We start from the raw sequence: 26,829 nt of genomic DNA, 5'->3' as shown, positions 1-26,829 counted from the left end.
GCGCAGACGCCACCAAGCAACAGCCCGACGCAGCCACTACCAACGACGATCCGCCGACGGACCCACTGGATAGATCACAAAACCGCACTGGAGTACTAGGCCGTCTGTTCCGGATCGCCTCGAGCCCGCGACGCCCGGCACCGCGGAGCCGTTGGGGCAGACCGCGACACACGCCCCGGGCCCGCGTCACACGCCGCCGAGCCGATGCGCCCCGCGCGAGCATCGCCACGCGCCCGGCTCGCGTTGCCATGCCTTCAGACGCTGTAGATCCCTTCGTCGACAGATCCAGGAGAGGATTTCGATAGGCACCACCTATCTCAGTACTCCAAGCAGTCCTATGGGGATGGCGCTTCTGATAGAGACTTCCTATCGTTTGGCGGGTGCAGTTCCAGCAGCTTCTCTACTTCGTCTCCGTGGCCGAGACCCGTCACTTCACCCGCGCTGCCGAGCGCGTCCATGTGGCACAACCCTCGCTCTCGCAGCAGATCAGGGCGCTGGAGCGGGAGTTGGGGGCGGAACTGTTCAGCCGCGCCCGGGGCAACATCGCGCTCACCGACGCCGGCGAGGCCCTGCTGCCACTGGCCCGGCGCATCCTCGCGGACGCCGAGACCGCCCGCTACGAGGTGCAGGAGCTCGTCCAGCTCCGTAGCGGCCGGGTGCGCCTCGGTGCGCCCCCGAGCCTGTGCACGGGCCTGCTCCCGGACGTGTTGCGCGCCTTCCACGATCTCCACCCGGTCATCCGGCTGGAGCTGGAGGAAAGCGGCTCCCACGACCTCGTACGCGATCTGGGCCGGGGCGCGCTGGACCTCGCACTGGTGGTGCTGCCGCTGACCGGCCCCCTCCCCGCCCTGACCACCACGGAGTTGCTGCGGGAGGACCTCGTGGTGGTCTCCCCGGCGGCCGTGCCGCCCCCGGGCGGCGGGGCTCCCGTGCACACCGCCGACCTGCGCGACCGGCCGATGGTGATGTTCCGGCAGGGCTACGACCTCAGGGATCTGACGGTGGCCGCCTGCCGGGCCGCCGGTTTCGAGCCGACGTTCACGGTGGAGGGCGGTGGGATGGACGCCGTTCTGGGTTTCGTCCGGGCGGGACTGGGCGTGGCCGTCCTGCCGAGCATGGTGGCCGAGCGGGCGGCCCCAGGGCTGCGCGCCACCCCCTTCGCCCCGCCCCGCCCGCAGCGCACCATCGCGCTCGCCCACCGTACGGACGTGGCCCCGCCCCGGGCGGCCCGCGAGCTGCGACGGGTCCTTCTCGCCCATTTGCGGGAGGCCGCGGAGCGGGGCAGGCTTCCAGGAGGAACGGAACTGATCGCTCCCACGTGACGGGTCACCGCCCGCCCGCGGGTCCGGCAGATCCGTTTCCGACTGATGGCTCATGAGTTCCGACCGGGGGACGCGGCCCACTTGAGGGCGCGTCCCTCGATCGCTTAGGTGGTACGGAGCACCCCGCCGGCGGGCGGCAGGGTGCACGAGGTCCCTTCGACGGGAGGATCCGACCGTGCTTCACGAAGACCGGGCGAACCGGGCCAGGGCGCTGACCCAGGCCGAGGCCCAGGCCCACGTCCACGGCATCTGTTTCAAGACCGGTCCGCCGCAGCGCGTCGGTGTCGAACTCGAGTTCTTCGTCCGGGATCTCAGCGATCCCTCCCTTCCCGTCGACCCCGACCGGCACGCCGCCGCCGTCGCCGGCCTGAACACCCTGACGCTCCGGTCACCGCTCACGTTCGAACCGGGCGGTCAGCTCGAAGTCAGCCCGCCACCGGCCCGTTCCCTCACCGAGTGCATCGAGGGTGCCGCGACCGATCTCGCTCGCGTCCGCGCCGAACTCCGGGCCCACGGACTCGGCCTCGTGGGCCACGGATGCGAACCGGTCCTCTCCCCCCGCCGCCTCCTGGACCAGCCCAGGTACGCCGCCATGGAGACGTACTTCGACCGTCTCGGTCCCTCCGGCCGCGTCATGATGTGCTCCTCCGCGTCCGTGCAGGTGTGCCTGGACGCGGGCAACGAGGAGCCGGGTCCGCTCGGTTACGCGCGGCGCTGGCGGCTCGCCCATCTCCTCGGCGCCGTTCTGGTGGCCGCATTCGCCAACTCCCCGAGGCTGGAGGGGTGTCGCACCGGCTGGCGCTCCACCCGGCAGGCCGTATGGGCGCAGCTCGACCCGGGCCGCTCCCAGGCGCCCGTCGAGGGGTTCAGTCCTCGGGCGGACTGGGCGGCCTACGTGCTCGAGGCGCCGGTGATGTGCGTGCGCTCCCATGACGGTCCATGGACCGCACCCGTAGAGCTCAGTTTCCGGGACTGGATCGACGGCAGGCTCCCGCGGCCACCCACACTGGAGGACCTCGACTACCACATCACCACCCTTTTCCCGCCCGTCAGACCGCGCGGCCATCTGGAACTGCGCATGATCGACGCCCAGTCGGGCGACGACGGATGGCGTGTCCCGCTGGCGGTCACGGCAGCCCTCTTCGACGACCCGGAGGCGTCCGAGGACGTCTACCGAGCCGTCAAGCCGCTGGCCGAGGTGGCGGGTTTCCAGCCCGCGCCCCGCAATCCGCTGTGGGAGACCGCGGCACGTGACGCCCTGACCGATCCGGAACTGCACGCCGCAGCGGTGGCCGCGTTCACGGCGGCACAGGAGGCGCTGCCCCGGCTCGGCGCTTCCGCACCGCTCCAGGAGGCAGTCGCTGCCTTCACCGACCGATACGTCCTGCGCGGACGATGTCCCGCTGACGACCTGCTCGACCCCCGTACAGGGAAGGAAGACCCCTCATGACCGCCACAGGGCCCGCGCCCCTCGGGGATGCGGAAACGCTTCGGCAGCGCGCCGCCGACGCCCTCGCCAGCGCTCGCGAGCGCACGGCCACCCTCACCACCTGTGTGGACGAGCCCGATCTGACCGCCCAGCACTCGCCCCTGATGTCGCCCCTTGTCTGGGATCTGGCACACATCGGGAACCAGGAGGAGCTGTGGCTGCTGCGCGCCGTGGGCGGACGCGACGCTCTGCGCCCCGACATCGACAAGGTCTACGACGCCTTCGAGTACCCCCGCGCCGAGCGTCCCTCCCTCCCCCTGCTTCCGCCCGCCGAGGCCCGCGCCTACGTCGACGACGTCCGCAACCGCGTACTCGACGTCCTCGAGACCACCGCGCTCGCCGGCGGCGACCGCCTGGTCGACTCAGCCTTCGCCTTCGGCATGGTCGCGCAGCACGAGCAGCAGCACGACGAGACGATGCTCATCACCCACCAGCTCCGGCGCGGACCGGCTGCGCTCAGTGCTCCCCCTCCGCCCCGCGCGCCCGCCGGCAGCGCGGCCCTGCGGTCCGAAGTCCTCATCCCCGGCGGTCCGTTCACCATGGGCACCTCGACCGAGCCCTGGGCCCTGGACAACGAGCGCCCGGGTCACCACCGCGACGTGCCTGCCTTCTTCATCGACACGGTCCCCGTCAGCAACGGCGCCTTCGAGCGGTTCATCGACGACGGCGGATACGACGACCCGCGCTGGTGGGCGTCGGAGGGCTGGGCGTACATCCGCGAACACGGCTTGGCCGCACCGCTGTTCTGGCGCCGGGACGGCGGCGGCACGTGGCTGCGTCGCCGGTTCGGGGTGACCGAACCCGTACCGCCCGACGAGCCGGTGCTGCATGTGAGCTGGTACGAGGCCGACGCGTACGCCCGCTGGGCGGGGCGCAGGCTCCCCACGGAGGAGGAGTGGGAGAAGGCGGCCCGCCACGACCCGGACACCGGCCGCTCCCGGCGCTACCCTTGGGGCGACGCGGACCCCTCGCCCGACCACGCCAACCTCGGCCAGCGCCATCTGCAGCCCGCACCGGTCGGCAGCTACCCGGAGGGCGCGTCGCCGCTGGGCGTACGGCAGTTGATGGGCGATGTGTGGGAGTGGACGTCCAGCGACTTCCTGCCCTACCCGGGCTTCGCGGCGTTCCCGTACCGGGAGTACTCGGAGGTCTTCTTCGGACCCGGGCACAAGGTCTTGAGGGGTGGGAGCTTCGCGGTGGACCCGGTGGCGTGCCGCGGCACGTTCCGCAACTGGGACCTGCCGGTGCGGCGCCAGATCTTCTCCGGTTTCCGTACGGCCCGCGACGCAGGTCCGGAGGCGGCGTGAGGACTCCGGTGGATTCCCGAACGGCGCGTGCGCGCGGGGGGCGGTGCTGATGTGCCGTCACCTCGCGTACACCGGACCGGAGACGACCGTCGGGGCCGTCGTGTCCGCCCCCCAGCACAGCCTGTTCCGGCAGTCCTGGGCGCCGCGCCACCAGCGTTACGGGACGGTCAACGCCGACGGCTTCGGCGTCGGCTGGTACGCCGGGAACGACCCCGTACCCGCGCGCTACCGCCGCGCGGTCCCGATCTGGACGGACGGCTCGTTCATCGATCTCGCCCGTGTCGTCCGGACCACCGCCCTGCTGGCGGCCGTGCGCGACGCCACTCTGGAAGGGGCGGACGGGGAGACCGCGGCAGCCCCGTTCGCCTCCGGCCCCTGGCTGTTCAGCCACAACGGCGCCGTCCCCGCCTGGCCGGAGTCGATGGCCGCCCAGGCCGCCACACTTCCGGTGGTCGACCTGCTGAGCATGGAGGCCCGTACGGACTCCGCGTTCGTCTGGGCGCTCGTCCTGCACCGGCTGCGGTCCGGCGACGAGCCCGGCCAGGCTCTGGCGGACACCGTCGCGGCGGTCGCCGAGGCCGCCCCCGGGGCCCGGCTGAACCTGCTGCTCACCGAAGGGACATCGATCGTTGCCACGGCATGGGGCGACACCCTGTGGTATCTCACGGACAGCGAGCGGCACGCCGTGACCGTGGCCTCCGAGCCGTACGACGACGACGCCCGCTGGAGCCCGGTCCCCGACCGCACGCTTCTCACCGCGACCCGCACCGACGTACTCCTGACCCCCCTCAAGGAGCCGAGCACGTGAGCCCGTTCACCGTGACCCGCACCCTGCCCGCCGACGCCACCGCCGCCGCCCTGCGGTCCGACGTCCTGCACGGGCTCACCCGCGACCCCAAGCAGCTTCCACCCAAATGGTTCTACGACGCCCACGGCAGTGAGCTGTTCGAGGACATCACCCGGCTGCCGGAGTACTACCCGACCCGCGCCGAGCGGGAGATCCTCACCCACCGCGCCGGCGACATCGCCCAGGCCACCGGCGCGCGCACGCTCGTCGAACTGGGGTCGGGCTCCTCGGAGAAGACCCGCTACCTGCTGGAAGCGCTGGCCGGCCTCACGGCGTACGTGCCCGTGGACGTGAGCGAGTCGGCCCTCACCCAGGCCGGTGAGAGCCTGCTCGCGGAGCATCCGGAGCTGACCGTGCACGCCTTGGTGGCGGACTTCCAGAGCGGCCTGACCCTGCCCGAGACGCCCGGGCCGCGCCTGATCGCCTTCCTCGGCGGAACGATCGGCAATCTGCTGCCCGACGAGCGGGCCGTCTTCCTCAGCGCCGTCAGCTCCCTGATGACGCCGGGCGACTTCCTGCTGCTGGGCACCGATTTGGTCAAGGACGAGCGCACACTCGTGGCCGCCTACGACGACTCCGCCGGAGTCACCGCGGCCTTCAACAAGAACGTACTGACCGTGATGAACCGCGAGCTGGAAGCCGACTTCGATCCGGACGCCTTCGACCATGTCGCCCTGTGGGACGCCGAGAACGAGTGGATCGAGATGCGGCTGCGCGCCCGTACGGCGATGACCGCCAAGGTCCGTGCGCTGGACCTGGCGGTCTCCTTCGCGGAGGGCGAGGAGCTGCGGACGGAGGTGTCCGCGAAGTTCCGCGAGTACCGGGTGCGGGCAGAACTCGGTGCGGCGGGACTCGAGTTGCGACGCTGGTGGACGGACGAGGAGGGCCGGTTCGCCCTCTCGCTGGCGTCCACCGCCGACGGGCGCTGAGACGGGAGACGGCGGGGTGTACGGTCCGGCAACGGCCGCCTGCGCGCGGGGACCGTACACCCCGGCCGTCGGGGAGGCGTCGGGCGCAAGGGTCAGGCGTCAGGCGTCAGGGCCTCAGGCGTCAGGCCTCTCGGGCGTCAGGCCTCTCGGGCGTCAGGCCTCGGGCGTCAGGCCTCGGGCGTCGGGCGTCGGGCGTCGGGGGTCAGGCGTCAGGCCTCTCGGGCGTCAGGCCTCGGGCGTCAGGCGTCGGGCGTCGGGGGTCAGGCGTCAGGGCCTCAGGCGGCGTCAGGCGTCAGGCGTCAGATACGAGTGGAAGACCCCCTGAGGGTCGTATCCGGCACGCACCTTCTGCAGCCGCTCCCAGTCCTCCGCCGTGTACGAGCGGCGGGCGCGCGACGGGTCGGCGCTGAGGTCGGTCTCGGCTATGTAGTGGCCCGTGCCGAGCGGTTCGATCGCGCGCATCGTCTCGCGGAGCCAGCTGATGTTGGCCTCGTCCTCCGCCGGGTCGTCCCACACCGCATACGGCACGACGTAGCTTTCGCCGAGCGCGGAGAAGGCCATGTCCGCGGTGAGTTCCCGCTTCCGGCCCACGGGTGCGACGGGCGCCAGGACGAGGGCCTTGTCGGAGGGGGCCGCCTCGATGACACCGGCGAGCTCCGTCAGCAGGGTCTCGTAAGGCGCGTCCGACCAGAGGGTGTCCGCGGCGTAGCGGTGTTCGGCGGGCCATGCGTCGCTCGCGGCACCGTAGAGGGTGTCGAGCGGGGTCGGTTCGGCGATCTGCCGGGAGAGGGCGCGGGAGGCGAACGGGCAGTCCCGGAGCGGTTCGAGGGCAGCGGCGGCTTCCCGGCCGGTGTCCGAGAAGGCGGTGGCGCTGATGGTTACGGCCTTGGGCGCGGGCCGGCCCGACGCCAGGGGCGGATCGGCCGTGCCCAGGAAGAAGCTCAGTTCGACGTTGGGGGGCAGGCGGTGCGCGGCGTCCACGGCCCAGCGCACGGCGGCAGCGGTGTCGGCCATGGGAAGGACATACTTCGTGCTGGCCACCGATGACGGGCGCGGGTACAGCCGCAGCCGGAAGGCGGTGACCGCGGCGAAGAATCCGGGTCCGGCGCCGCGCGCCGCCCAGAACAGGTCGGGATGCTCATCGGGGTTGCACCGGACCGTCTCACCCACGGCCGTCACCGCCTCGATCTCCTCGACGCTCGCGCAGGCCGGCCCCCAGAGGCCGGAGTTCCAGCCGAGGCCGCCGCTGAGGAGGTAGCCGCCGAGGGCGACCGTGGCGCAGTGGCCCGCGGGGAAGGCGAGTTCACGGCGCGTCAGTTCCGTGGCGAGTTCGCTGCCGATGACGCCGGGCTGGACCGTCGCCGTGGCGGAGGCCGCGTCGATGTCCCAGCGGCGGAGCTGCGAGAGGTCGAGCAGCATCCCGCCGTCACGCAGCGGCGAACCGCACCAGCTGTGGCCGCCCGCGCGCATCGCGATGCGCATACCGCGGGCGCGGGCCAGGTCCACGGCGGCGGGCACATCCCGCTCGGAGGCCGCCCGGACGATGACCTCCGGGTACCGGCGCGGCTTGACCCGGTTCCACAACGCCCCCGCCCATGCGTGCTCGTAGCCGGGATCGTCCCTCCACAGCACCTCACCCTCGATGACGGGGGCCTGTTTCCGTGCGCTCACGTCTGCCTCCTCGCCGGCCCGCCGCTTCGCCTCCGAGTCTGCCGGAAGGAGAGGGCCGGTGGGCCCGCCCGGGATCCGCACGAGGCCGTCCTCGTACGACCACCGGGTCCAGTGCCGCAGCGGGTTCCGATCTCGCAGGTTCCCGCTTCGCGGGTTCCGGCCTCGCGACGGGCCGGGTCGCCCCACCGCCGCGCTCGGACATACCGGATACGGGCCGGACGCCCATCAGCTTGTGGTCAGCCCGAAGATGACGAGCAGCAGCAGGTAGCACGCCACGACGACGAGGGCACCCGCCACATGGAGGCGGATGCCGGGCCGCCCGCGTGGAGCGAGCCAGCGATCGAACGCCCGGGTCACCAGCGGCATCAGAACCCACGTCAGGAGGGCGACACTGCAGATGTTTCCGACGAAGATCCCGAACCACGCGGGAACGCCGACGTTGTCGAGCTCGAATCCCACCGTCAGATTCAGCACCATGACCGTGGGATACAGGGCCAGCAGAACGGTCATGGCCTGCTTCCAGTTGGGCGGAATTCCCTTCTCCGTCCCTTCCTCGAAGCGGAACCACCCGCTGAAGGCCGAGCCGACCTTGCGTACGTCGAAGGACCTGAAAAGGCCACTGCCTTCCTTCAGGAGCTTCTCCCGCGTGCCGGAGTCCAGCCAGCGGTCGAGGTGCTCCCGCGTGTCGTACCGGAACGCGACGACCCAGTTCTCCTGGATCCCGGGGACGGGACGGAACATCTCCGACCCCATGAAGCCCGGGAAGGACTGCTGCGCCTTCAGGACCTTCTCCTGCCATCGTTCGAAGTCCTCCGCACGCTCGGGTGGCACATCGTGGGAGATCACCGCGGTGACACCGCTCTCCTCGGCCGGGGCGCCACCTGCGAGCACTTCTTGCGTCGGCTCCTCCTCGAGCAACGGCCGTTCCTCGTCGAGGAGTTCACGACGGGTCCCGGAATCCAGCCATGCGGCGAGCTGGTCCATGCGGGAGAAGCGGAAAACGACGGTCCATTCGTTGTCGGCTCCCGCACTCGGCGGGTAGAGCTCGGTGCCCTCGAAACCCTCGAAACGCTGGACGATGCGGTTCGTCTTCTCCTGCCAGCTCTGGTAATCGTCGTCGAAGCCCCGACGAACCTTTTGCGAGGTCACCACCGTTGCGCTGTCCTCGCGTGCACTGGGCGTTGCGCTCCGATTCACCTCACCAGCGTAGCGCCGCGGGCATTTATGGAGCAAATTGGTGCATAGAGGGGCAATGCCCTCAACGCATCGTGCAGACGGGAGGCACGGAGATGGGACACAAGGAGTTCCTGGCAGAGGCCGCACGGCTGGCCACCGAATCCGTCGAGAAAGGCTGGGGCGGACCCTTCGGGTCCGTGATCACCCACGACGGCGAAATCATCGCCCGCGGCCAGAACCGTGTGCTGCTGACCGCAGACCCGACCGCCCACGGCGAGGTCGAAGCCATCCGCAAGGCCGTTCAGCTCCTCAACCCCGAGGCGCCCACGGTCTCGGAGGAGCATCAGAACGAATTCACCCTGGAGTTGATACCCCGACCCGAGGGTTCCCCCGATGTCGTCCCCGAGCGCGCGCGGATGCTGCAGGGGTGCACGATCTACACCAGCGGCGCACCCTGTCCCATGTGCATGAGCGCGATCTACTGGTCGCGTATCGGCGCCGTGTACTTCAGCTGCGACTGGGAGGCCACCGAGGAGATCGGTTTCAGCGACGCCTTCCAGTACGAGGACTTCCAGCGGCCCACGAGCGAGCGCAGCATCAAGGTCGAGCAGCTCTACCCCGAGGTGGGCGCACGGGCCTACGACGCCTGGGAGCACAAGAAGGACAAGCACCCGTACTGAGGCCTGCCTGACAAACCGTCAGTCGTAGGCCCTCGTCACCGCCCCCGCCCGGCGTCACCCTGCGCCGGCGGGGGTGTCGACGACGATCCGGGCCTTGGTGTCGTAGAAGCACAGGTGGTCCTTGATGAGCGCGACACCGTGCAGCGGGTCCGTGTAGGCCCACACCACGTCGGCCAGCACCCGGCCCTCGCCGTCGCGGTAGGACCAGTACGAGGCGTCGCCTTTGAACGGGCAGTGCGTCCGGGTGGCGGTGGGCTCGAAGAGCTCCAGGGCCACATCCTGCGGCGGCAGGTAGTAGCGGACCGGCATCCCGGTCTCGTGCACCAGTACCGGGCGATCCGACTCGGCGACGATTCGGCCGCCGATCTCCACCCTGATGCGCTCCGCGCCGGGAAGCGCTTCCACGATGTGTCCGCCTGCCATCGGATACTCCTTCGTCGGTCGCTGCCCCGAGCCTGGGCGCTGGAGGCCGTACCCCCTGCAACGCTGCCGCCGGGGACCTGATTCCGCATGCCCGGGCGCCGCCGGAGGCGTCACCGGTCACGGGCGGAGGACGGCCCGGTCCGCACCGGCCGCCGGGCGGAGGTCACCGCGGTCCGTGCGTGCGGGACGGCGATCCGGCCCCCGCTTGCGACGGTGGGCGAAGTGTGCAGGCGCGCATGAACCCCGTACGGCCCTTCCCTGCCCGCCGGCGCTCCGCCCGGCTCCTCCTCGCCTGTCACGGCGGCGTGCGCGGCGCGGGCCAGCGCGGCCCGGTCGGTGCGGGCTTCCGTCGGGATCGGCGGCAGCACCGTCACCTCGGCCACCAGACCGCGGGCGGCCACGACCCGGCGCAGCGAGGCGAGCAGGGTGTCCTCGCCGACGAAGGCCGCCGCCGGGGCCGTTCGGGTTCCCGGCCGGGTCCGCAGGCGGTAGCGGATCCGGACGGGCCTGACGGGGGCCCCGGCGTCGAGGGCGGCCTGGAAGACGGCGTTGTGGAAACGTCCGTATGCGATGCCGCACCAGGTGCTGCCCTCGGGGAAGGCCACGACCGTCGAGCCCGCGCGCAGCGCCGCGGCCATCTCGGCGACCGCCCCGGGCAGGGCCCTCAGCCGGTCCCGTTCCAGGAAGATCGTCGCTCCCCTGGCAGCGAGAGGACCGAGGACGGGGTACGCCGCGACCTCGCTCTTGGCGAGGTTCCTGCCGGGTCGCACCGAGGCGAGGAGCGGCACGTCCAGCCATGAGACATGGTTGGCCACCACGAGGGCGCCACCGGGGACGCGTACCGGCCCCTCTCGCACGCAGCCGCTGACCTCGATCCGTACACCGAAGGCCAGGACCACGGCGCGGCACCAGCGGGCGGTCAGCCGGTCCCGGCGGGCCGGGGGACAGCGGCGGGCCAGGGGCGAGAGCACGATGCCCACGAGCAGCACGGCCCCGGCCAGGAGCCACCGGGCGGCCCGCCTCGGTCCCGCGACGGGCGGCGCCAGGTCCGTCAGGCAGTCCTCCGGTGTGCAGGGCGCACTCGGCAGCCATCGGGCCCGTGCCGGACCCCGCACAGGCCCGGCGGTCGCCCCGGCGCCGCTCACGACGCCGGGGCCAGGGAGAGGAAGTGGCGCAGATAGCGCGGGTCCGTACGGTGCAGGGAGAGCAGCACGTACAGGTCCGCGACCCCGAAGTCCGGGTCGTACGCGGGCTCCCCGCACACCCAGGCACCCAACCGCAGATAGCCGCGGAGCAGCGGGGGCAGCGGGGTGCGGCCGGAGCGCGGCGCACGGTGGGGGTACCAGGGATGGTGCGGGGCGACCCGGAACTCCTCGGGCGAGAGGTGCCGGGCCGAGACGCTCTCCCATACGCCGGTGGCGAGCGCACCGCCGTCGGCGAGCGGGATCGAGCAGCAGCCGGCGAGCCAGTTGTGGCCGGCGCCGGTGAGGTAGCGGGCGATGCCGGCCCACATGAGGGAGATGACGGCGCCGTCCCGGTGGTCGGGGTGCACGCAGGAGCGCCCGACCTCGACGAGGTCGCCGCGGATCCCCGCCAGGGCGGAGAGGTCGAACTCGGACTCGGAGTAGAGCCGTCCGACGATGTCCGCGCGTCCGGGCGGCAGCAGCCGGTAGGTGCCGACGACGGTGCCGGTGCTGTCCTCGCGTACGAGGAGGTGGTCGCAGTACGCGTCGAAGGCGTCGGCGTCGAGTCCGGGCTCCGTGGTGGTGAGCAGGGAGCCCATCTCTCCGGCGAAGACGTCGTGGCGCAGGCGCTGGGCTGCCCGTACGTCCTCCTCGTCGCGGGCCAGGGAGACCGAGTAGCGGGGGCGGGTGGCAGCGTCCCGGGGAGTGGGGGCCAGTGGCGGTGAAATGGTCATGGGTCCTTGATGGCCGCGCGGGCTGGCCTTGACGTGACCGTTTCGGGTTCGGCGGATGTGCGGTGGCTGAATGGCTGGGGCACGGTGGACAGAGGGGGAAACCGGCCCCCGCCGGGGCCCGTCACCAGGGAGAGGCCATGACTGCTCACACCTACCGGGTGACCGAGATCGTCGGTTCCTCGCCCGAGGGCGTCGACGCCGCGATCCGCAACGGGATCAAGCGTGCGTCCCAGACGCTGCGCCAGCTGGACTGGTTCGAGGTCACGCAGGTGCGCGGACACCTCGTGGACGGCGAGATCGAGCACTTCCAGGTCGGGCTGAAGGTCGGCTTCCGGCTCGAGGACGCCGACGGGACCGGCGCTTGACCGCTGCGTACGCCGATGGCCGCCGGGCACGCGGACCCCGGCCCGCGTGCACCGTGCCGGGCTCCTCCGTTCGGGCTGTTCATCGCCCGGGCGGCGCAAGAGATCGGGCATATAAAGAGGAAAGCGGGCAAGCTGGATAAAGCGGCATCCACCGCGCTGTTCGCTTACGTTCTCTCAGGGGAGGACTCACGTGCCCGGAAGCCTTGAGCAGTTGCGCCGTTGCTCGGTCGCCGTCGACCTCGGCGCCTGCCGGACCAGGGTGTTTCTCAAGGGCACCGGCCTGGTCGTCGACGAGCCCAGCGTGGCCGCCGTGAACACCCGTACCGGTGCGCTGCTCGCCGTCGGCGAACTGGCCGAGAAGATGACCGGTCGCACCCCCGAACACATCCGCGTCGTCCGCCCGGTCTCCGGCGGCACGGTCGTCGACATCGACATGGCGCAGCGGATGCTCCGTCAGCTCATCGGCAACAAGCTGCGCAAGGCGTGGCGCCGCAAGCCCACCCTGCGGATCGCGGCCTGCACCCCGCACGACAGCGAGCCCCTCACCCAGCGGGCCGCGGTGGAGACGCTCACGGCACTGGGCGCCCGGCGCGTGGAGCTCGCCGACACCCTCATCTGTGCGGCGGTCGGGTGCGGGCTGCCGGTCGAACAGCCCGAGGCGACGATGATCGTGGTCTGCGGAGCTGCGACCAGCCAGGTGGCCGTCCTCTCCCTTGGGTCGATCGTCGCCGCCGAGACGATCCCGGTGGGCGGCAACTCCATCGACCATGCGGTGGTGGAACATCTGCGCAGCGAGCACGAGTTGATGCTGCCCAACCCCGCGGTGCGCCCCCTGCACCTGGTCCTGCACGCGACCGACGAGTCCCCCGACCGGGCCGAGGTGCACGGCCGGGACGTGACCACCGGCCTGGCGAGATCGGTGATCGTGGACACCGCGGGCGTACGGCGGGCCATCGGCACCCCGCTCACAGGTGTGCTCGACGGCATCCGCGCCGTGCTCCGCCGCTGTCCTCCGGATCTGGTCGCCGATCTCTCCGACCGCGGCATCATGCTGGCCGGCGGCAGCGCTCTGCTGCCGGGTCTCGACGCCATGCTCAGCCGGGCCACCGGCATGCCCGCGCACACCGCCGAGCGCCCCGACACCTGTGCGGTCCGGGGACTGGGGGCGATGCTGGAGGGAAAGGTCCGGCCGCTGCACCTGGATCCGCTCGCGAGCTGACCGCGGGTCACGCCCCTCCCTCAAGGCCGTCGGCGCCGCTTCGGCCCGGATACGAACCGATCCCGGTTCCCTGCGCGGGAACCGGGATCAGCGCGTTCAGGTCCGGCCGTCGCGTTCCTGGGCGTCCCGCAGTGCCGGCGAGGCGGGGGCCCAGCGGGCCCGTACGACCGGGAAACCCGCACGCTCGACGGCGTCGCAGACCAACTCGTCGTCGTCCACGAACCGGCGGATCTCCCGGCCGCGGGCGAGCCCGCGCAGGATCTCCGGCTTGATGGTCCGGGCGGGCCTGCGGTCGCTGTTGGGCCGCATCATCAACCGGCCCTGCGGCAGCCCGTGCCGGTCCAGCCACGCCAGGGTGTCGCGGCGGCACCGCTCGGGCCGCCCCGTCACGTACACCACCTCGCACTCCTCGGCACTGCTCAGGACCAGCGCGACCCCCTGCCTCAACGGCGGGTCCTGAACCGCAGCGGCGAAGAAGGCGCTCCAGTCACGGGGGTGCCGCTCGAGGAAGTGCTGCCGGTGGGCGGTGTCGGAGAGGGTCCCGTCCAGGTCGAAGACGGCGATCGGCCTGACACCCGCCCTTCCCTGCGCTGTCATGAGGCGTCCACCAGGGACAGGGCGTGCAGCCGCTCGGGCGGCCCGGGGCGGGCGTAGTACCAGCCCTGGGCGGTGTCACAGCCGAGGACCTTCAAGTGCTCGGCCTGCGCGCCCGTTTCCACGCCCTCCACCGTGACCGCGAGATCGAGGGTGTGGGCGAGCGACACCACGCCCTCCACGATCTTGACATCGATCGGGTCGGCCGGGTCGTGCTGCATGCCCCGGGTGAACGAACGGTCGAGTTTGAGCGTACTCAGGGGCATGCGACGCAAGTTGGAGAGATTCGAGTAGCCGGTGCCGAAATCGTCGAGTGCGATGTCGACCCCCAGATCGGCGAGCTGCCGCAGCGGCCGCAGTAAGGTCTCGTCGGCTCCGATCAGGGCGCTCTCGGTGACTTCGAGGCACAGCGCGGTGGGTTCGACCCCCGCCTCCTTCAGCACCTCGACCGTGTCGCGAACGAGACCGGGATGGCGGAGCTGGAACGGCGAGAGGTTCACATTGACCCGCAGCGGCCCCTCGCACCCCTCGAACTGCCAGTCCCTGGCCTGCCTTACGGCCTCAGCCAGCACCCAGCGGCCGAGCGGCACGATGAGCCCGGTGTTCTCGGCCAGCGGTATGAACTGATCGGGGCCCAGCACCCCGCGCAGCGGATGGCACCAGCGCACCAGTGCCTCGGCCCCGTGAACCATCCCGTCGCAGAGGCGTACGAGCGGCTGGTACTCGATGAAGAACTCACCGCGCTCCAGGGCCGCGGGAAGGCTGTTGATCAGCCCGTACTTGGTGATGGCCAGCACGTCGGCCTCGGGGTCGGCATGCTCGTAGCGGTTGCCGCCCGCGGCCTTGGCCCGGTACATCGTGATGTCCGCGCTGCGCAGCACCTCCTCCGGGCCGAGTTCCCCCGCCGGCCCGTCGACGATGCCGATGCTGCCACGGACCAGGAGGTCCCGGCCTTCGAGCCGTACGGGCTCGGAGAGCGCGTCGAGGATCCTGTGTGCGAGGGCCGTGACGTCGTCCTGGCTCTCCGGATCCACGATCAGGGCCACGAACTCGTCGCCGCCGATCCGCGCGATCAACTGGTCGGGCGAGGTCAGGCAGGTCTGCAGCCGGTCGGCGACGGCCACGAGCATCTGGTCGCCGATGGCGTGGCCGAGGCTGTCGTTGACCGCCTTGAACCCGTCCAGGTCGAGGTAGCACAATCCGAACCGGGCGACTCCGTCCCGTTCGGCGAGGGCCGCCTCAAGGCGCTCGAAGAAGAGCGTGCGATTGGGCAGCCCGGTGAGCGCGTCGTGCGTCGCCTCGTACCGCAACTGCTCATGCAGCAGCCGCCGTTCCGTGATGTCCTCCATCAGCGCCAGCATGTACTGGGGCCGGTCCGCGGTGTCCCGCAGCAGCGACACCGTGAGGTTGGTCCACAGCACGGTGCCGTCGGTGCGGTAGTACGGCTTCTCGGCGCGGTAGTGGTCGCGTTCGCCGCGCGACACCTCGCTCTGGAGGCTCCACACACCCGGCTCGTCCTCGGGGTGGGCCCAGTCGGTGACCTTCTTGCTGCGCACATGGTCCTCGTGGCCGCCGAACATCTGCGTCAGCGCGTCGTTGAGGTCGATGATGTCGCCGTTCATGTCGGCGATCCCGATGCCGATCGCCGCGCCCTCGAAGACCGCGCGGAACATCGCCTCACTGGCGTGCAGCGCCATTTCGGCCTCGGCCTGCGCGGTCAGCGCGGCACGGGAGACCGCCTCCTGCTCGATCAGGGTCCGTTCGCGCAGCGCTTGGGCGAAGCCGGCGGCGATGGCGTGCTGCAGCCGCGCGCAGCGGGCGCGGCTCTCCTCCGCGGGGAAGGCGTTCCCCGGCGAACAGTAGAGGACCAGATAGGAGTCGACGACGCCGAGCGAGCGCGGCAGGGCGCCGGGGTCGGTGCAGTGGGCGGCGACGAGGGCCGTGCCGATGTCCAGCGCGGGTGCCGGGTCGAAGGGGCGTGCTGTGAGGGCCTCGCGCAGGGTCCGGGCCAGCGGGATCAGGTAGTCCTCGAACTCGGCCCGGGTCATGGACGTGGCCGTGGCCGGGTAGATCGCCCGGCTCCAGATTCTCGCGAAACGGCGCAGCCGGTCCTCGGGTCCGTCCCGTGGACCGTCTCTGTCCGGCTGCCCGGATTCGGAGGGCCGTCTTGTCACGCCTTGCGCCCCACTCCTGCGAAACCGGTGAAGGCCATCGGGTCCTCGTGCTCGGGCGGGGTGTCCGGCCGCCAGTACGGCATCGATACGAGCCCGGGCTCGACGTACTCGAATCCGTCGAAGAACCGGGCGACCTGCGACCGCGTCCGCATGACGAGCGGTGAACTCGCCTTCCGGTACACGCCCTGGACCTGCTCGCCCTGCTCCTCGGAGATGGGGCCGCCCTCCGTCGAGGCATGGGTCAGCACCAGCAGGCTGCCCGGGGCGAGCGCGTCGCGCAGCTCGGTCACCGCGGCTTCGGGGTCCTCCTCCTCGGGGAGGAAATGGAGGACGGCGACGAGGAGCAGAGCCACGGGCTCGTCGAGGTCGAGGAGGCGCGCCGCCTCGGGACTGTCGAGGATCTCCCGCGGCTTGCGAAGATCGGCCGCCACGATCCCCGCGTCGGGATTGCCCTGAAGGGCCGCAGCGCTGTGCGCCACGGCCACCGGGTCGTTGTCGACGTATACGATGCGGGCGCCCGGGCTGATGGACTGGGCGACCTCATGGACGTTGCCGAACGTGGGTATGCCCGAACCTATGTCGAGGAATTGGGTGATGCCCTGGTCCACGGCGTAGCTCACGGCACGCCGCATGAATGCACGATTCGCTTGCATGATCTTGGGCAGTCCCGGCATGATCTCGATCGCCTTGCGCGCGGCTTCCCGGTCGACCTCGAAGTTGTGCGAGCCGCCCAGGTAGTAGTCGTAGATCCGCGACACACTCGGCACAGAAAGGTCGATTCCCTGGGGGGCCCAGGATGGACGATCCATCAATGTTCTCCAGCTCGTCTGCCATGGTTGGTCCGGCCATGTGCATGCCGGTGTCTGAGCTGAGGCTACTGATCGCCCGTGAACAGGGGAACACCAAACGGAAATCTACGGTCCGTTCCCGTCAATAACCATCGGCATGTGCGCCCGCGTGCACCCGGGGGCGGGCGAGAATCCGTTCCCGCCCCCTTCGCAGACGACGGTTCCCGCTGGACATAGTGGCGTCCGGCGAGTGCATCCGCAAAGGATCCACCGCCCCACACGCCCCTGAAGTGTGCTCAGAGTCATATGGACGAAGTGCTCTGCGATGTCCAGGAGTTGGGTTCCCCGGACACCGTAGGGGCCCGCGCCACGAGACCCTGAGCCGGCGGGATCCGGCCTCCCCGGAGCCCGTATTGACGCGGACATCCGTTCGGTACGGTCCCGGGGCCCCTATCGGTTCCCCAAACCCGGTACGCGGCAGATCCATCCCACAGGGGGAATTGCCCCGATGTCCCGGGTGAACGCCTCCGCCGCTGTACAGATTTCCCGCGTGAGCACATGGCACCGGGTGGGGGTTGTCACCGCGAGCGCAGGACTCGGGGCGGCCGCGGCGATGTTGATGGTGGGGATGGTGGAACAATCCGCCGCCGCTTGGGACGGGCCCGAAGTACGGGCAACGGCCTCCGCGGGAGGCGCCGTCGCCGAATTCGAATTCTGCCGGGGGTCCGTGCCGGAGATGGTGGCGTCGGCGGGCCCGGGTGGTGCCGTCTCGGGGATCAAGTGCCGCAAGCCCGCGCCTCCTCCACCGCCGCCCCCGCCGGCCGTGACCCGGCCCCCTCCCCCGCCACGCGTCACCCGGGCCCCACGGCCGCCGGCTCCGCCGACGAAGCCGCCCCGGCCGCACCCGACTCCGCCCGCCGACAAGCCCGTTGCCACGCCGAGCCCGACGCCCTCGCTGCCCCGGGCGCATCCCGTCATGGCACGCAAGGAGCCGGAGGGCTCATCGGTGGTGACCACCACGCTGCTCATCACCGCGCCCGCCGTGCTCGCGGCCGCCGCCCTGCGCCCTCGCTCGCGCCGCTGACCAGGCCGACCATCCGACCCCGGAGGAACCCGTATGTCCGCTTGGCTGGTGCTGACCATCGCGATGGCCGCCGCCTGCGTCGTCGTCCTCGTCATCGTGATGCTCAACCAACGCCGCATCGGCGAGAACGACGACCCCTCCGAAACCCCGGACGTCCTCGAGTACATGACGATGATGATCGGCGTGGTGTACGCGATCGTGCTCGGCCTGGCCATCGCGGGCGTCTGGGAGGCGCGCGGGGCGGCCGAGGACGCCGTACGCACCGAGGCGCAGGCGCTGCACGAGGTCAGCGCACGCGCCGCCGTCTATCCGGAGAAGGCACGGGAGAAGATCCGCCGCGACGTGGACGTGTACGTCGCGCACGTGGTCGAGCGGGAATGGCCGCACATGGCCCGGCACGACGAACTCACCGGCCGCGGCACCGTTCTGCTCGACCGGGTGCGGCGGGACGTCTCATCCCATGTACCGCGCACCGAGTTGGAGAGCCAGACGTACCAGCCCGTCGTCGACCAGGTGGCCGCGGCGGACAGCGCGCGCACCGCGCGCGCGGAGAGTGCGGGGGCGACGATGCCGGGCGTGGTGTGGTTCGGTCTGATCGCCGGTGCGGTGGCCTCCGTCGGAATGATCTTCATGCTCCAGATCCGGCGTTCGGGGCGCGAATTGCTGATGGCGGGCCTCTTCAGCGCGCTCATCGCGTTTCTGCTCTTCCTCATCTGGAACTTCGACGCGCCCCTCGGCAGGGACGGCCATACCTCGGCCGCGCCCTTCCTCACGCTCTTCCCCGGTGCGGGCGGGGGCGGTTGACGACCGCAGGGCCGGGGCGAACGCCCCCGGCCCGCGGGGCGGGCGCGAGCACCGTCGCGAGCGCACGCGAGGGCCGCGGTCGGGGCGCCTTCACCAACAGCGCGCCCTACCAGGAGGTTTCCGTGACCTCCGCCCGGTCGTACGGCTCGGTCGTCGCCATGATCTCCGACTGCCGACGGTCGCCCGAGAAGATCACGCGCAGCGTCGTCGGCTCGGTCTGCGACGTCCGGACGGTGAAGCCCTGGGTGGGGATCGCGGAGACGAAGCAGACGCCGTTGTCGCCGAAGCGGACCGTGGCCTGGCCCCCGGCCGACTGAATCGTCTGCACACCCGAGCCGCCCTCGGTGCAGTTCGCCGGTGACTGCGTCGCCGTCGGCTGCCCGGACGGCGACGCCGGCGTCGGGGAGGGCGGGTGCGAGGTGCGGGCGGGCGTCGGCTTGGGGCTGGGCTTGCGCGTCGGGGCGCGGCTGGTCGCCGAAGGGCTCGGCTTGGAGGGTCTCTTGGTCTTGCGGGCCTGCTCGGACGGCGAGGAGAACACGGTCGGCGCGGAGCGGGCCACGGGCGGGGTCGGTTTGGTGGACCCGACCACGAAATGCACCGTGAGTATCACCGCCGTCACGCTGACGGCGGTGCAGGAGATCCATATGAGCAGGTAGCGCAGAGAGCGAGGCACGACACCATAGTGTCGGACCGGCTACCGTGCTGCGCCATGGCATCCGTGCTTCTCGTCGAAGACGACCCCGTGATCCGGAGTGCACTGATCGAAGTGCTCACCGCGCACGGGCATGTGGTGCACAGCGCCTCACAGGGCTTCGAGGCATTGCGCGAGGTCACCCAACGCCCTCCGGACGTCGTAGTGCTCGATCTCGGGCTGCCGGACCTGGACGGGACGGACGTGCTCCGCATGCTGCGAGGTATCTCACAGGTGCCCGTGGTGGTCGCCACCGCCAGGGACGACGACGCGCAAGTGATCAAGCTGCTCAACGCGGGCGCGGACGACTACGTCGTGAAGCCCTTCTCCGGCGGGCAGCTCGCCGCCCGTCTCGGAGCGGTGCTGCGGCGTACGTCGGCGCGCTCGGCCGCACCGTTCCCGCCGGGCGCGGAAGGGGCGAGCGCGCCCCCGGACGGCGCGATACCCGCGGCGCCGCGCGTCATCCAGGTCGGGGACCTGCAGGTCGATCCCGCGGCCAGAACGGCGCACCTGGCCGGGCGGGAGCTGCGGCTGACACGGCGCGAATTCGACCTGCTGGCCTATCTGGCCGCGCACGCTGACCAGGTCGTCTCCCGGCGGCGGATCCTGGCGGACGTATGGCGCCAGCCGTACGTGGAGGATCAGACCATCGACGTCCACCTCTCGGCACTTCGTCGCAAACTGGGCGAAAGGGCGGCGAAGCCGCGGTATTTGCACACTGTGCGAGGTATCGGCATCAAGCTGGTGGCACCGCGATGAGACGGGCACTCGCAGGGGTCGCGCTCGCGGTCACATCCATGGTGGCTCTGTCCTTTCTGATACCTCTTGCCCTTCTTGTCCAGTCCGAGGCGCGGAGCCGCGCGACCACCGAGGCAGAGCAGCGGGCCTCAGCGCTCGCCCCCGTACTGGCCCTCACCACCCGCCCCTCGGACGTCCAGCAGGCCGTCTCCGGACTGGACGCCGGGGACCGGCTGGGCGTGCATCTGCCGGACGGGGACGTCATCGGTGCGGAGCACGCGCCGCCGCACGGCCTCCAGCGGGCGGAGCGCGAGCGCAAGACGCTCGCCGTGTCCACCGCGGCCGGGCGGGTCTACCTGCAGCCGGTGATCCTCGCCGAGAACCGGGTGGCCGTCGTGGAGTCCTTCGTCCCGCGCGAGGATCTCGACCGGGGCGTGGCTCTGTCGTGGGTCGTCATGTCCGTCCTGGCACTGGGGCTGGTCGCCGGTTCCGTACTCGTCGCCGACCGGCTGGGCGCACGGGTCGTGCGCTCCTCCCAGGGTCTCTCGCGGGCCTCCAATGCTCTGGGCTCGGGAGATCTTGGCGTACGGGTCCACCCGGCCGGACCGCCCGAGCTGGCGGAGGCGGGCCGGGCCTTCAACTCGATGGCGGACCGTGTCGTCCAGCTTCTGGCGATGGAGCGCGAGCTGGTGGCCGACCTCTCGCACCGGCTCCGCACCCCGCTGACGGCGCTGCATCTTGAGGCGGAGCGGATGGGGTCGGCGCCCGGCGCGGAGCGGCTCAACGCCGCCATCACCAACCTGGAGACCGAACTCGACTCGATCATCTCGGCGGCGCGGACACCGCTGGCCGTGGGACCGCTGGGCGGAGTCTCCGACGGACCCGAGGCGCCCGGGCGCCCGGCCGACATCGCGGGTCTGTCCGGCGATCAGCGGTCCGAGGTCTCGGAGGTGGTCCGTGGCCGCGTTGAGTTCTGGTCGGTGCTGGCCGCCCAGCAGGGCCGGGACTGCCGGCTGATCGCCACCTCGGAGCCGACGTCCGTCCGGCTGCCGCACGACGATCTCGCGGCCGTCGTCGATGCCCTGATCGGCAATGTCTTCCAGCACACGGCCCAGGGAACGGCGTTCACCGTCCGGGTGGAGCGGACCGCCCAGGCCGTGCTGCTCTCCGTGGACGACGCGGGACCCGGCATCGAGGATCCGGACCTGGCTCTGGCCAGGGGGGTCAGCGTGGGCGGTTCGACGGGCCTCGGACTGGACATCGCGCACCGCGCGGCGCGCGCCACACGCGGAGAGGTCAGAATCGCGCGCGGGCCCATGGGCGGCGCGCATGTACGGGTGACGCTGGGGCTGGACGCGGAGCGGAAGCGCGGGCCGGTGCGCGCGGCCCGGCGTGCCCGGAAGTCTGCACAGCGAGGTTGAGGCCGGCCCCGTCCGCGGGGATCGACCCGGCGACGGGTCCGCCGGCGGCGATCGATCCTGCGGAATCGATTCGGCAGGGCTGCACCGGACCGGCCGTCAGCGGGGGGTGGCGAAGTCCTGGGTCCACCACGGGCCGTTGTCGCCCTTGTGGATGCCGATGCCTATCTCCCGGAACGAGCAGTTGAGGATGTTCTCGCGGTGGCCTTGGCTGTTCATCCAGGAGTTCATGACCTCTTCGGGGCTGCTCTGCCCCTGGGCTATGTTCTCGCCGACCCTGGACCAGGTGTATCCCTCGCGCTCCACACGGTCCTGCACCTGCGAACCGTCGGAGCCCGTGTGCGAGAGCGTGCCGGACCGGGCCATGGCGTCGGTGAACTTCTGCGCGGCCGCGTTCAGCTTCGCATTGGTCTTGAGGGGGCTGCAGCCGACCTTGGCCCGCTCCTGGTTGACCAGTTGGACGATCCGGGCGGCATCGCCGGTCGCGGCGGGCGCGGGCCGGCGCGTGGGAGTGCTGCGGGTGGCCTCCTGCGTGTCGCGGTCGGCCGCCGTCTTCGTGGCCGTACGCCGCGGGGACGGCTTCGTGGTCTTCTTGCGCTTGGGGGTTGAGCTTTTCGACTCCGAGGGGGAGCCGGAGGAGGTGCGAGGCACCGCTTCCTCGGCCATGGGGGACGCCGAGGAAGCGGCACGATCCGCAGTGGACGCATCGGCCACCGGGTCGCCGCCCGACTGCACGACCGCCATTCCGGCGCCGACGCCTCCGACAACCGTGAGGATCCCGGCTGTCAGGGCGATACGACGGACCGGCCGCCCGTCGCGCGGGCGCCGGTGAGACGCGATGCGTCGTCCATTGCCGTGGCGAGAGCTCATGCGGTCGTCCTCCGTGGGGCTGGGGGGTGCAGCGGGTCCGGGCTGTCGTCCGGCCGCCGTCAGCGACGATATGCGCCCGATCGGGCCCGATCATCATTCGGCCGAGATCTTCAAGAACCCATAAGACTCAGCTCAGACATCACTTCGGATGGCGGGAAACTCTTTCCGAAAACCGGTCGAGGACGGCATCTTCCGTCCCAGTGCGCACTCCGCCATCATGAGCCGCCGTCGTCTTTTCTACGGAGAGGGCTCGTCATGGCTGGGCTTGGTGGTCCCCCCGGACGGCGTCCGGGGGACGGACAAGGAGTGCTGCGCCGCAAACCGATCGAGCACATCGACGAGGCCGAAGGGACCGCCGGCGAGCGGCTGACCCGCTCCCTGGGTCTCTGGCAGCTCACCGCCATCGGCGTGGGCGGCATCATCGGCGCCGGGATCTTCGCGCTCGCGGGCACGGTGGCCAACGGCACGGCGGGCCCGGCCGTCCTGGTCTCGTTCCTCATCGCGGGCGTCGCCGCGGCGGCCGCCGCCTTCTCGTACGCCGAGTTCGCGGGCCTCATCCCGAAGGCCGGCTCGGCCTACACCTACGGCTATGCCGTCCTGGGCGAGCTGGCGGGCTGGTTCATCGGCTGGGACCTGCTGCTGGAGTACACGGCGATCGTCGCTGTCGTCGCGATCGGCATCTCCGGCTACTTCAACTTCCTGCTGGGCGAGGTGGGTGTCGATCTCCCTGCCTGGATGCTCGGCGCTCCGGGTACGGGCGAGGGCCACAAAGTGGACCTCTTCGCCGTCGTTCTGTGTCTGTTCGTGGCCTATCTGCTGAATCTCGGCATCAAGAACGCGGCTCGCTTCGAGACGATCGTGGTGGGGCTCAAGATTCTGGTGGTCCTGCTCGTCATCGGCGTCGGCTTCTTCCACATCACCACGAAGAACTACAGCCCCTTCTTCCCGTACGGCGTCAGCGGGGCGTTCACGGGCGCCGCGACCGTGTTCTTCGCCGTGTTCGGCTTCGACGCGATGAGCACGGCGGCCGAGGAGTCCAAGGACGCCCGCAAGCACATGCCGAAGGCGATCCTGTACTCGCTCGCCATCTCCATGGCGCTCTATGTTCTGGCCTGCCTGGTTCTGGTGGGTATGCAGCACTACACGAAGATCGACCCGGAGAGCGGCTTCTCCACCGCCTTCAAGTCCGTGGGCCTGAGCGGCATCGCCGACGTGATCGCGATCGGGGCGATCATCGGCATCCTCACGGTGATGTTCACCTTCATGCTCGGTGTGACGCGCGTGTGGTTCTCGATGAGCCGGGACGGCCTGCTGCCGCACTGGTTCGCCAAGACGCACCCGACACGGCATGTGCCGACCCGTGTGACGTGGATCGTGGGCGTGGCCTCCGCCGGGATCGCCGGCTTCGTGAAGATCGGTGAAGCCGCGGAGCTGACGAACATCGGAATCCTGCTCGCCTTCGCCGTCGTCTGCACCGCCGTGATCGCCCTCCGCTACCGGCGACCCGATCTCCCCCGCGAGTTCCGGTGCCCGGGCATGCCGGTCGTGCCCGCGATCGGCGTGGCCGCCTCGATCTGGCTGATCACCTTCCTTCAGTGGCAGACCTGGGTGCGCTTCGCCGTCTGGTTCACGGTGGGGCTCGTCATCTACTTCACCTACTCGTACCGGAATTCGGAGCTCGCCAAGGCTGAGCGGGCCGGCGGCAGCACGGACGACCTCGACGACGCGGCGGAGCCGAGCGGGACTACTTGAGCAGCCGGGACAGCCGCCGGTCCGCCAGCGGCTTCCCGCCGGTCTGACAAGTCGGGCAGTACTGGAGCGCCGAGTCGCTGAAGGACACTTCACGGACGGTGTCCCCGCAGACGGGGCACGGCTCGCCTTTGCGGCCGTGCACCCGCAGGCCGCTCTTCTTCTCCGCCTTGAGCTTTCCGGCGGCGAGGCCGCGCGACCGCTCGACGGCCTCGCGCAGAGTGGAGACCATCGCGTCGTACAGCCGCGTCGTCTCCTCGTCGGTGAGGCTCGACGCCAGCTTGAACGGAGACATCTTCGCGGCGTGCAGAATCTCGTCCGAGTACGCATTGCCGATGCCGGCGATGACGCTCTGGTCGCGGAGCACACCCTTGATCTGCCGGCGCTCGCCATCGAGCAGGCCGGCGAACGCCTCCAGGGTGAGGCCGTCGGCGATCGGGTCGGGTCCCAGCCGGGCAATTCCCGGTACGTCTGCGGGGTCACGTACCAGATACACCGCGAGGCGCTTCTGGGTTCCCGCCTCGGTCAGATCGAACCCGGCGCCCTCCGGTCCGGCCAGCCGCACCCGCAGCGCCAGCGGTCCCTTGCCGGGCCGGGGCGGTACGGCGGACAGGTTCTCCTTCCACTGCAGCCAGCCGGCACGGGCGAGGTGGACGACCAGGTGCAGATCCCCCGCCGACAGGTCGAGGAACTTGCCGTGGCGGCCCACAGCGGTGAACTCCCGCCCCTCCAGCGCGCCGATCGGCGGGTCGTACGTCTTGAGCACGCTCACGGCCACGGGGAACACACGGGCGACCGTCCTGCCCACCGCATGATCGGACAGGAACGCGGTGAGCGCTTCGACCTCCGGCAGCTCCGGCATGGTCCCAGTCTGCCAGCCGGGGGTCCGGTCGGCAGACAGGAGAGCCCGGCGGCACCGCGCGCGCCGGCGTGCATCAGCGCCTCGGAACCGCGAACGCCCCGGCACCGCGAACGCCTCGGCACCGCGAACGCTCAGCGTCTCAGCGCCTCGGCGCGCAGTGGCTCGGGGTCTCCGCCTCTCAGCGCCGCAGCACCGGCGTCTCCGGTGCCGCGTTCTCCAGTGGCACCGCACCCGACCGTACGAGCCCGAGCTGCACGGCCTGGCGCGGCTGGAGCGCGTCCAGGAACCAGTCGGCAGCGACCCGCACGCGGTTCCCCGGCATGGCCATCAGGTGGTAGCCACGTGTCACCGCCTTGGCCACCGGTCCGGAAAGCGGCAGGCCCAGGGGGTTGGCCGCCGCCTGGAAACCGCCGAGGTCGACGACGAAGCCCAGATCGCGGTGCCTGTACGGGCGGCGCTCGCCCTGCCCGAAGGAGGCCGCCAGATTGTGGGCCGCGGTCTTCCCCTGGCGGCTCGCGTGCTGCGCCGTCATCGGCGTGATCTCCCCGGGCCTCGTCAGATCGGGCACTGCCGCCGCGTCACCGCAGCACAGCACCTCGGGGTGGCCGGGCACGGCGAGGTATTCGTCGACGATCAGCCGGCCCTTCTCCGTGGGCAGGCCGAGATCGCTGACGAGAGGGTCCGGGCGTACGCCCACGCACCAGATCAGCGAGCGCGAGGGCACGAAGCGCCCGTCGGTGAGATGCACCCCGTCTCCGGCCGCCTCGCCGACCGACGTCTCCGTGGCGACCTCCACGCCGCGCCGGGTGAGGACGCCGTGGGCCGTCACCGACATGTGTTCCGCCAGCTCCGGCAGCACGCGCGGGGCCACGTCGAGCAGCAGCCACCTCGGGCGCGGTTCGTGGCGCAGTACCGCGTTCTGCGCGGCCAGCTCGTCCGTGAACAGCTTTCCGTGCGCGGTCACTTCGGTGCCGGTGTACCCGGCACCCACGACGACGAAGGTCGAGCGCGCGGCCCGCTCCTGCGGGTCGTCGCTCGCGCCCGCCAGCTCGATCTGGCGTGTGATGTGGTCGCGGAGGTAGAGGGCCTCGGGCATACCGCGGAAGCCGTGGGCGTGCCGGGTGATGCCGGGCACGGGAAGCAGCTTGTTGACGCTGCCCGCGGCGAGGACCAGCCGGTCGTAGCCGACCTCCCTTCGGCGGCCCTCGGGGTCGGTCAGCTCGACGCGGCGCCCGTCGAGGTCGATGTGGTCTGCGGCCCCGAGGAGGAGGCGGACGTGCGGCAGGGTACCGGTGAGCGACACGGACACCCTGCGGGGTTCGAGGATGCCGGTCGCCACCTCGGGCAGCAGCGGTACGTAGAGGAAGTAGTCGTTCGGGCTGATCAGGACGATCTCGGCGGCGCCACGGGCGAGTCGGGACAGCGTACGGGCGGTCTGGTAGCCGGCGAAGCCCGCTCCGACGATCACGATGCGCGGTCGGGTCATGGTCCTTCCCTTGACGGGGCGGTGGCCGGCGGTCGGTTGCGCACGCGGCGTTCAAGCGCTCGGCCGGCCGCCTTCGAACAGTCCGCCGCTCCGGGTTCCCCGTACGGCTCAGCCGAATCCGCCTCGAACTCCCCCGGCCCTGAAGATCCTTGACTTGCCATTCCGGCGCAGCGAGCCTGACACCAGTCTTCTGACAACGTTGTCCAAATCACGCTCGTCCTCCGT

General features: G+C 71.0%; 24 protein-coding genes. 12 read left to right on the top strand and 12 right to left on the bottom strand.

The genetic code is table 11. From position 1 onward, the window contains the following. Positions 1-380 precede the first annotated feature (380 nt). The 5 genes from AB0M26_RS15575 to egtD all read left to right on the top strand — a co-directional run bounded on the left by AB0M26_RS15575 (position 381) and on the right by egtD (position 5,894). Positions 381-1,322: a LysR family transcriptional regulator gene (locus AB0M26_RS15575; protein WP_365260476.1), complete on the top strand. Its 942-nt coding sequence runs from the start codon at positions 381-383 to the stop codon at positions 1,320-1,322. Between the two features lie 175 nt (positions 1,323-1,497). Next, a complete protein-coding gene (gene egtA, locus AB0M26_RS15570) occupies positions 1,498-2,772 on the top strand; it encodes an ergothioneine biosynthesis glutamate--cysteine ligase EgtA (RefSeq protein ID WP_365260473.1) in 1,275 nt (424 codons plus the stop codon). Then, the gene (gene egtB, locus AB0M26_RS15565; protein ID WP_365260470.1) at positions 2,769-4,118 is read left to right on the top strand and encodes an ergothioneine biosynthesis protein EgtB; all 1,350 of its coding nucleotides are present in this window, start codon (positions 2,769-2,771) and stop codon (positions 4,116-4,118) included. The genes egtA and egtB overlap by 4 nt, the downstream gene beginning before the upstream one ends. Before the next feature lie 49 nt (positions 4,119-4,167). Continuing rightward, positions 4,168-4,926, top strand: a complete 759-nt coding sequence (gene egtC / locus AB0M26_RS15560; RefSeq protein ID WP_365260467.1) for an ergothioneine biosynthesis protein EgtC — start codon at positions 4,168-4,170, stop codon at positions 4,924-4,926. Further along, positions 4,923-5,894, top strand: coding sequence for an L-histidine N(alpha)-methyltransferase (egtD, locus tag AB0M26_RS15555; protein ID WP_365260464.1), 972 nt, complete (start codon positions 4,923-4,925; stop codon positions 5,892-5,894). The genes egtC and egtD overlap by 4 nt, the downstream gene beginning before the upstream one ends. Before the next feature lie 285 nt (positions 5,895-6,179). On the opposite strand, the gene AB0M26_RS15550 is transcribed toward egtD, so the two are convergent. Continuing rightward, a complete protein-coding gene (locus tag AB0M26_RS15550; protein WP_365260461.1) occupies positions 6,180-7,565 on the bottom strand; it encodes an FAD-binding oxidoreductase in 1,386 nt (461 codons plus the stop codon). 225 nt (positions 7,566-7,790) lie between these two features. Beyond that, entirely contained in the window at positions 7,791-8,762 is a 972-nt protein-coding gene (locus AB0M26_RS15545) for an antibiotic biosynthesis monooxygenase (protein WP_365260458.1), read from the bottom strand. A gap of 92 nt (positions 8,763-8,854) precedes the next feature. Between AB0M26_RS15545 and AB0M26_RS15540 the strand changes: the two genes are divergently transcribed. Next, complete coding sequence (locus tag AB0M26_RS15540) at positions 8,855-9,421, top strand: nucleoside deaminase (protein WP_365260455.1); 567 nt, start codon at positions 8,855-8,857, stop codon at positions 9,419-9,421. Positions 9,422-9,475: 54 nt separating this feature from the next. On the opposite strand, the gene AB0M26_RS15535 is transcribed toward AB0M26_RS15540, so the two are convergent. From AB0M26_RS15535 to AB0M26_RS15525, 3 genes are all read right to left on the bottom strand, one after another. After that, positions 9,476-9,844, bottom strand: coding sequence for a DUF427 domain-containing protein (locus AB0M26_RS15535; protein ID WP_365260452.1), 369 nt, complete (start codon positions 9,842-9,844; stop codon positions 9,476-9,478). Between the two features lie 110 nt (positions 9,845-9,954). Further along, the gene (locus AB0M26_RS15530; protein WP_365260449.1) at positions 9,955-10,959 is read right to left on the bottom strand and encodes a lysophospholipid acyltransferase family protein; all 1,005 of its coding nucleotides are present in this window, start codon (positions 10,957-10,959) and stop codon (positions 9,955-9,957) included. A gap of 26 nt (positions 10,960-10,985) precedes the next feature. Further along, the gene (locus AB0M26_RS15525; RefSeq protein WP_365260446.1) at positions 10,986-11,762 is read right to left on the bottom strand and encodes a GNAT family N-acyltransferase; all 777 of its coding nucleotides are present in this window, start codon (positions 11,760-11,762) and stop codon (positions 10,986-10,988) included. 137 nt (positions 11,763-11,899) lie between these two features. On the opposite strand from AB0M26_RS15525, the gene AB0M26_RS15520 reads away from it, so the two are divergent. Both AB0M26_RS15520 and AB0M26_RS15515 read left to right on the top strand, forming a co-directional pair. Further along, a complete protein-coding gene (locus AB0M26_RS15520) occupies positions 11,900-12,127 on the top strand; it encodes a dodecin (RefSeq protein WP_365260443.1) in 228 nt (75 codons plus the stop codon). Between the two features lie 190 nt (positions 12,128-12,317). Next, a complete protein-coding gene (locus tag AB0M26_RS15515; RefSeq protein ID WP_365260440.1) occupies positions 12,318-13,346 on the top strand; it encodes a rod shape-determining protein in 1,029 nt (342 codons plus the stop codon). A 96-nt stretch (positions 13,347-13,442) separates the two neighbouring features. On the opposite strand, the gene AB0M26_RS15510 is transcribed toward AB0M26_RS15515, so the two are convergent. The 3 genes from AB0M26_RS15510 to AB0M26_RS15500 are packed head-to-tail and all read right to left on the bottom strand — an operon-like array spanning position 13,443 to position 16,923. Then, positions 13,443-13,943 carry a hypothetical protein gene (locus AB0M26_RS15510; RefSeq protein ID WP_365260437.1) on the bottom strand — a complete coding sequence of 167 codons (501 nt, stop codon included), beginning with the start codon at positions 13,941-13,943 and terminating at the stop codon, positions 13,443-13,445. Beyond that, the gene (locus tag AB0M26_RS15505; RefSeq protein ID WP_365260434.1) at positions 13,940-16,114 is read right to left on the bottom strand and encodes an EAL domain-containing protein; all 2,175 of its coding nucleotides are present in this window, start codon (positions 16,112-16,114) and stop codon (positions 13,940-13,942) included. Before AB0M26_RS15505 ends, AB0M26_RS15510 begins: the two co-directional genes overlap by 4 nt. Continuing rightward, positions 16,111-16,923, bottom strand: coding sequence for an SAM-dependent methyltransferase (locus tag AB0M26_RS15500; protein WP_365260431.1), 813 nt, complete (start codon positions 16,921-16,923; stop codon positions 16,111-16,113). The genes AB0M26_RS15505 and AB0M26_RS15500 overlap by 4 nt, the downstream gene beginning before the upstream one ends. Before the next feature lie 1,096 nt (positions 16,924-18,019). Between AB0M26_RS15500 and AB0M26_RS15495 the strand changes: the two genes are divergently transcribed. After that, positions 18,020-18,790, top strand: a complete 771-nt coding sequence (locus AB0M26_RS15495) for a hypothetical protein (protein ID WP_365260429.1) — start codon at positions 18,020-18,022, stop codon at positions 18,788-18,790. A gap of 106 nt (positions 18,791-18,896) precedes the next feature. On the opposite strand, the gene AB0M26_RS15490 is transcribed toward AB0M26_RS15495, so the two are convergent. After that, positions 18,897-19,463 carry a hypothetical protein gene (locus tag AB0M26_RS15490; RefSeq protein WP_365260426.1) on the bottom strand — a complete coding sequence of 189 codons (567 nt, stop codon included), beginning with the start codon at positions 19,461-19,463 and terminating at the stop codon, positions 18,897-18,899. A gap of 36 nt (positions 19,464-19,499) precedes the next feature. Here AB0M26_RS15490 and AB0M26_RS15485 point away from each other — a divergent pair, with 36 nt between their 5' ends. Together AB0M26_RS15485 and AB0M26_RS15480 are read left to right on the top strand one after the other, a co-directional pair. Next, on the top strand, positions 19,500-20,240 hold the full coding sequence (locus AB0M26_RS15485; protein ID WP_365260423.1) for a response regulator transcription factor: 741 nt from the start codon (positions 19,500-19,502) through the stop codon (positions 20,238-20,240). Beyond that, complete coding sequence (locus AB0M26_RS15480; RefSeq protein ID WP_365260420.1) at positions 20,237-21,640, top strand: HAMP domain-containing sensor histidine kinase; 1,404 nt, start codon at positions 20,237-20,239, stop codon at positions 21,638-21,640. The genes AB0M26_RS15485 and AB0M26_RS15480 overlap by 4 nt, the downstream gene beginning before the upstream one ends. A gap of 96 nt (positions 21,641-21,736) precedes the next feature. Here AB0M26_RS15480 and AB0M26_RS15475 read toward each other — a convergent pair whose 3' ends face one another. Beyond that, complete coding sequence (locus AB0M26_RS15475; RefSeq protein ID WP_365260417.1) at positions 21,737-22,507, bottom strand: CAP domain-containing protein; 771 nt, start codon at positions 22,505-22,507, stop codon at positions 21,737-21,739. Between the two features lie 255 nt (positions 22,508-22,762). Between AB0M26_RS15475 and AB0M26_RS15470 the strand changes: the two genes are divergently transcribed. Then, complete coding sequence (locus AB0M26_RS15470; RefSeq protein ID WP_365260414.1) at positions 22,763-24,259, top strand: amino acid permease; 1,497 nt, start codon at positions 22,763-22,765, stop codon at positions 24,257-24,259. Here AB0M26_RS15470 and AB0M26_RS15465 read toward each other — a convergent pair. Together AB0M26_RS15465 and AB0M26_RS15460 are read right to left on the bottom strand one after the other, a co-directional pair. Then, positions 24,252-25,118 (bottom strand): DNA-formamidopyrimidine glycosylase family protein, encoded by an 867-nt coding sequence (locus tag AB0M26_RS15465; RefSeq protein WP_365260411.1) that lies wholly within the window; start codon positions 25,116-25,118, stop codon positions 24,252-24,254. The two genes, AB0M26_RS15470 and AB0M26_RS15465, sit on opposite strands and share 8 nt — an antisense overlap. A 178-nt stretch (positions 25,119-25,296) precedes the next feature. Then, positions 25,297-26,604 carry an NAD(P)/FAD-dependent oxidoreductase gene (locus tag AB0M26_RS15460; protein WP_365260408.1) on the bottom strand — a complete coding sequence of 436 codons (1,308 nt, stop codon included), beginning with the start codon at positions 26,602-26,604 and terminating at the stop codon, positions 25,297-25,299. Positions 26,605-26,829 lie beyond the last annotated feature (225 nt).

The sequence above is a fragment of the Streptomyces sp. NPDC051776 genome (assembly GCF_040681345.1).
In the GTDB taxonomy this organism is placed as follows: Bacteria; Actinomycetota; Actinomycetes; order Streptomycetales; family Streptomycetaceae; genus Streptomyces.
This window is presented reverse-complemented; position numbering and strand designations above follow the sequence as displayed.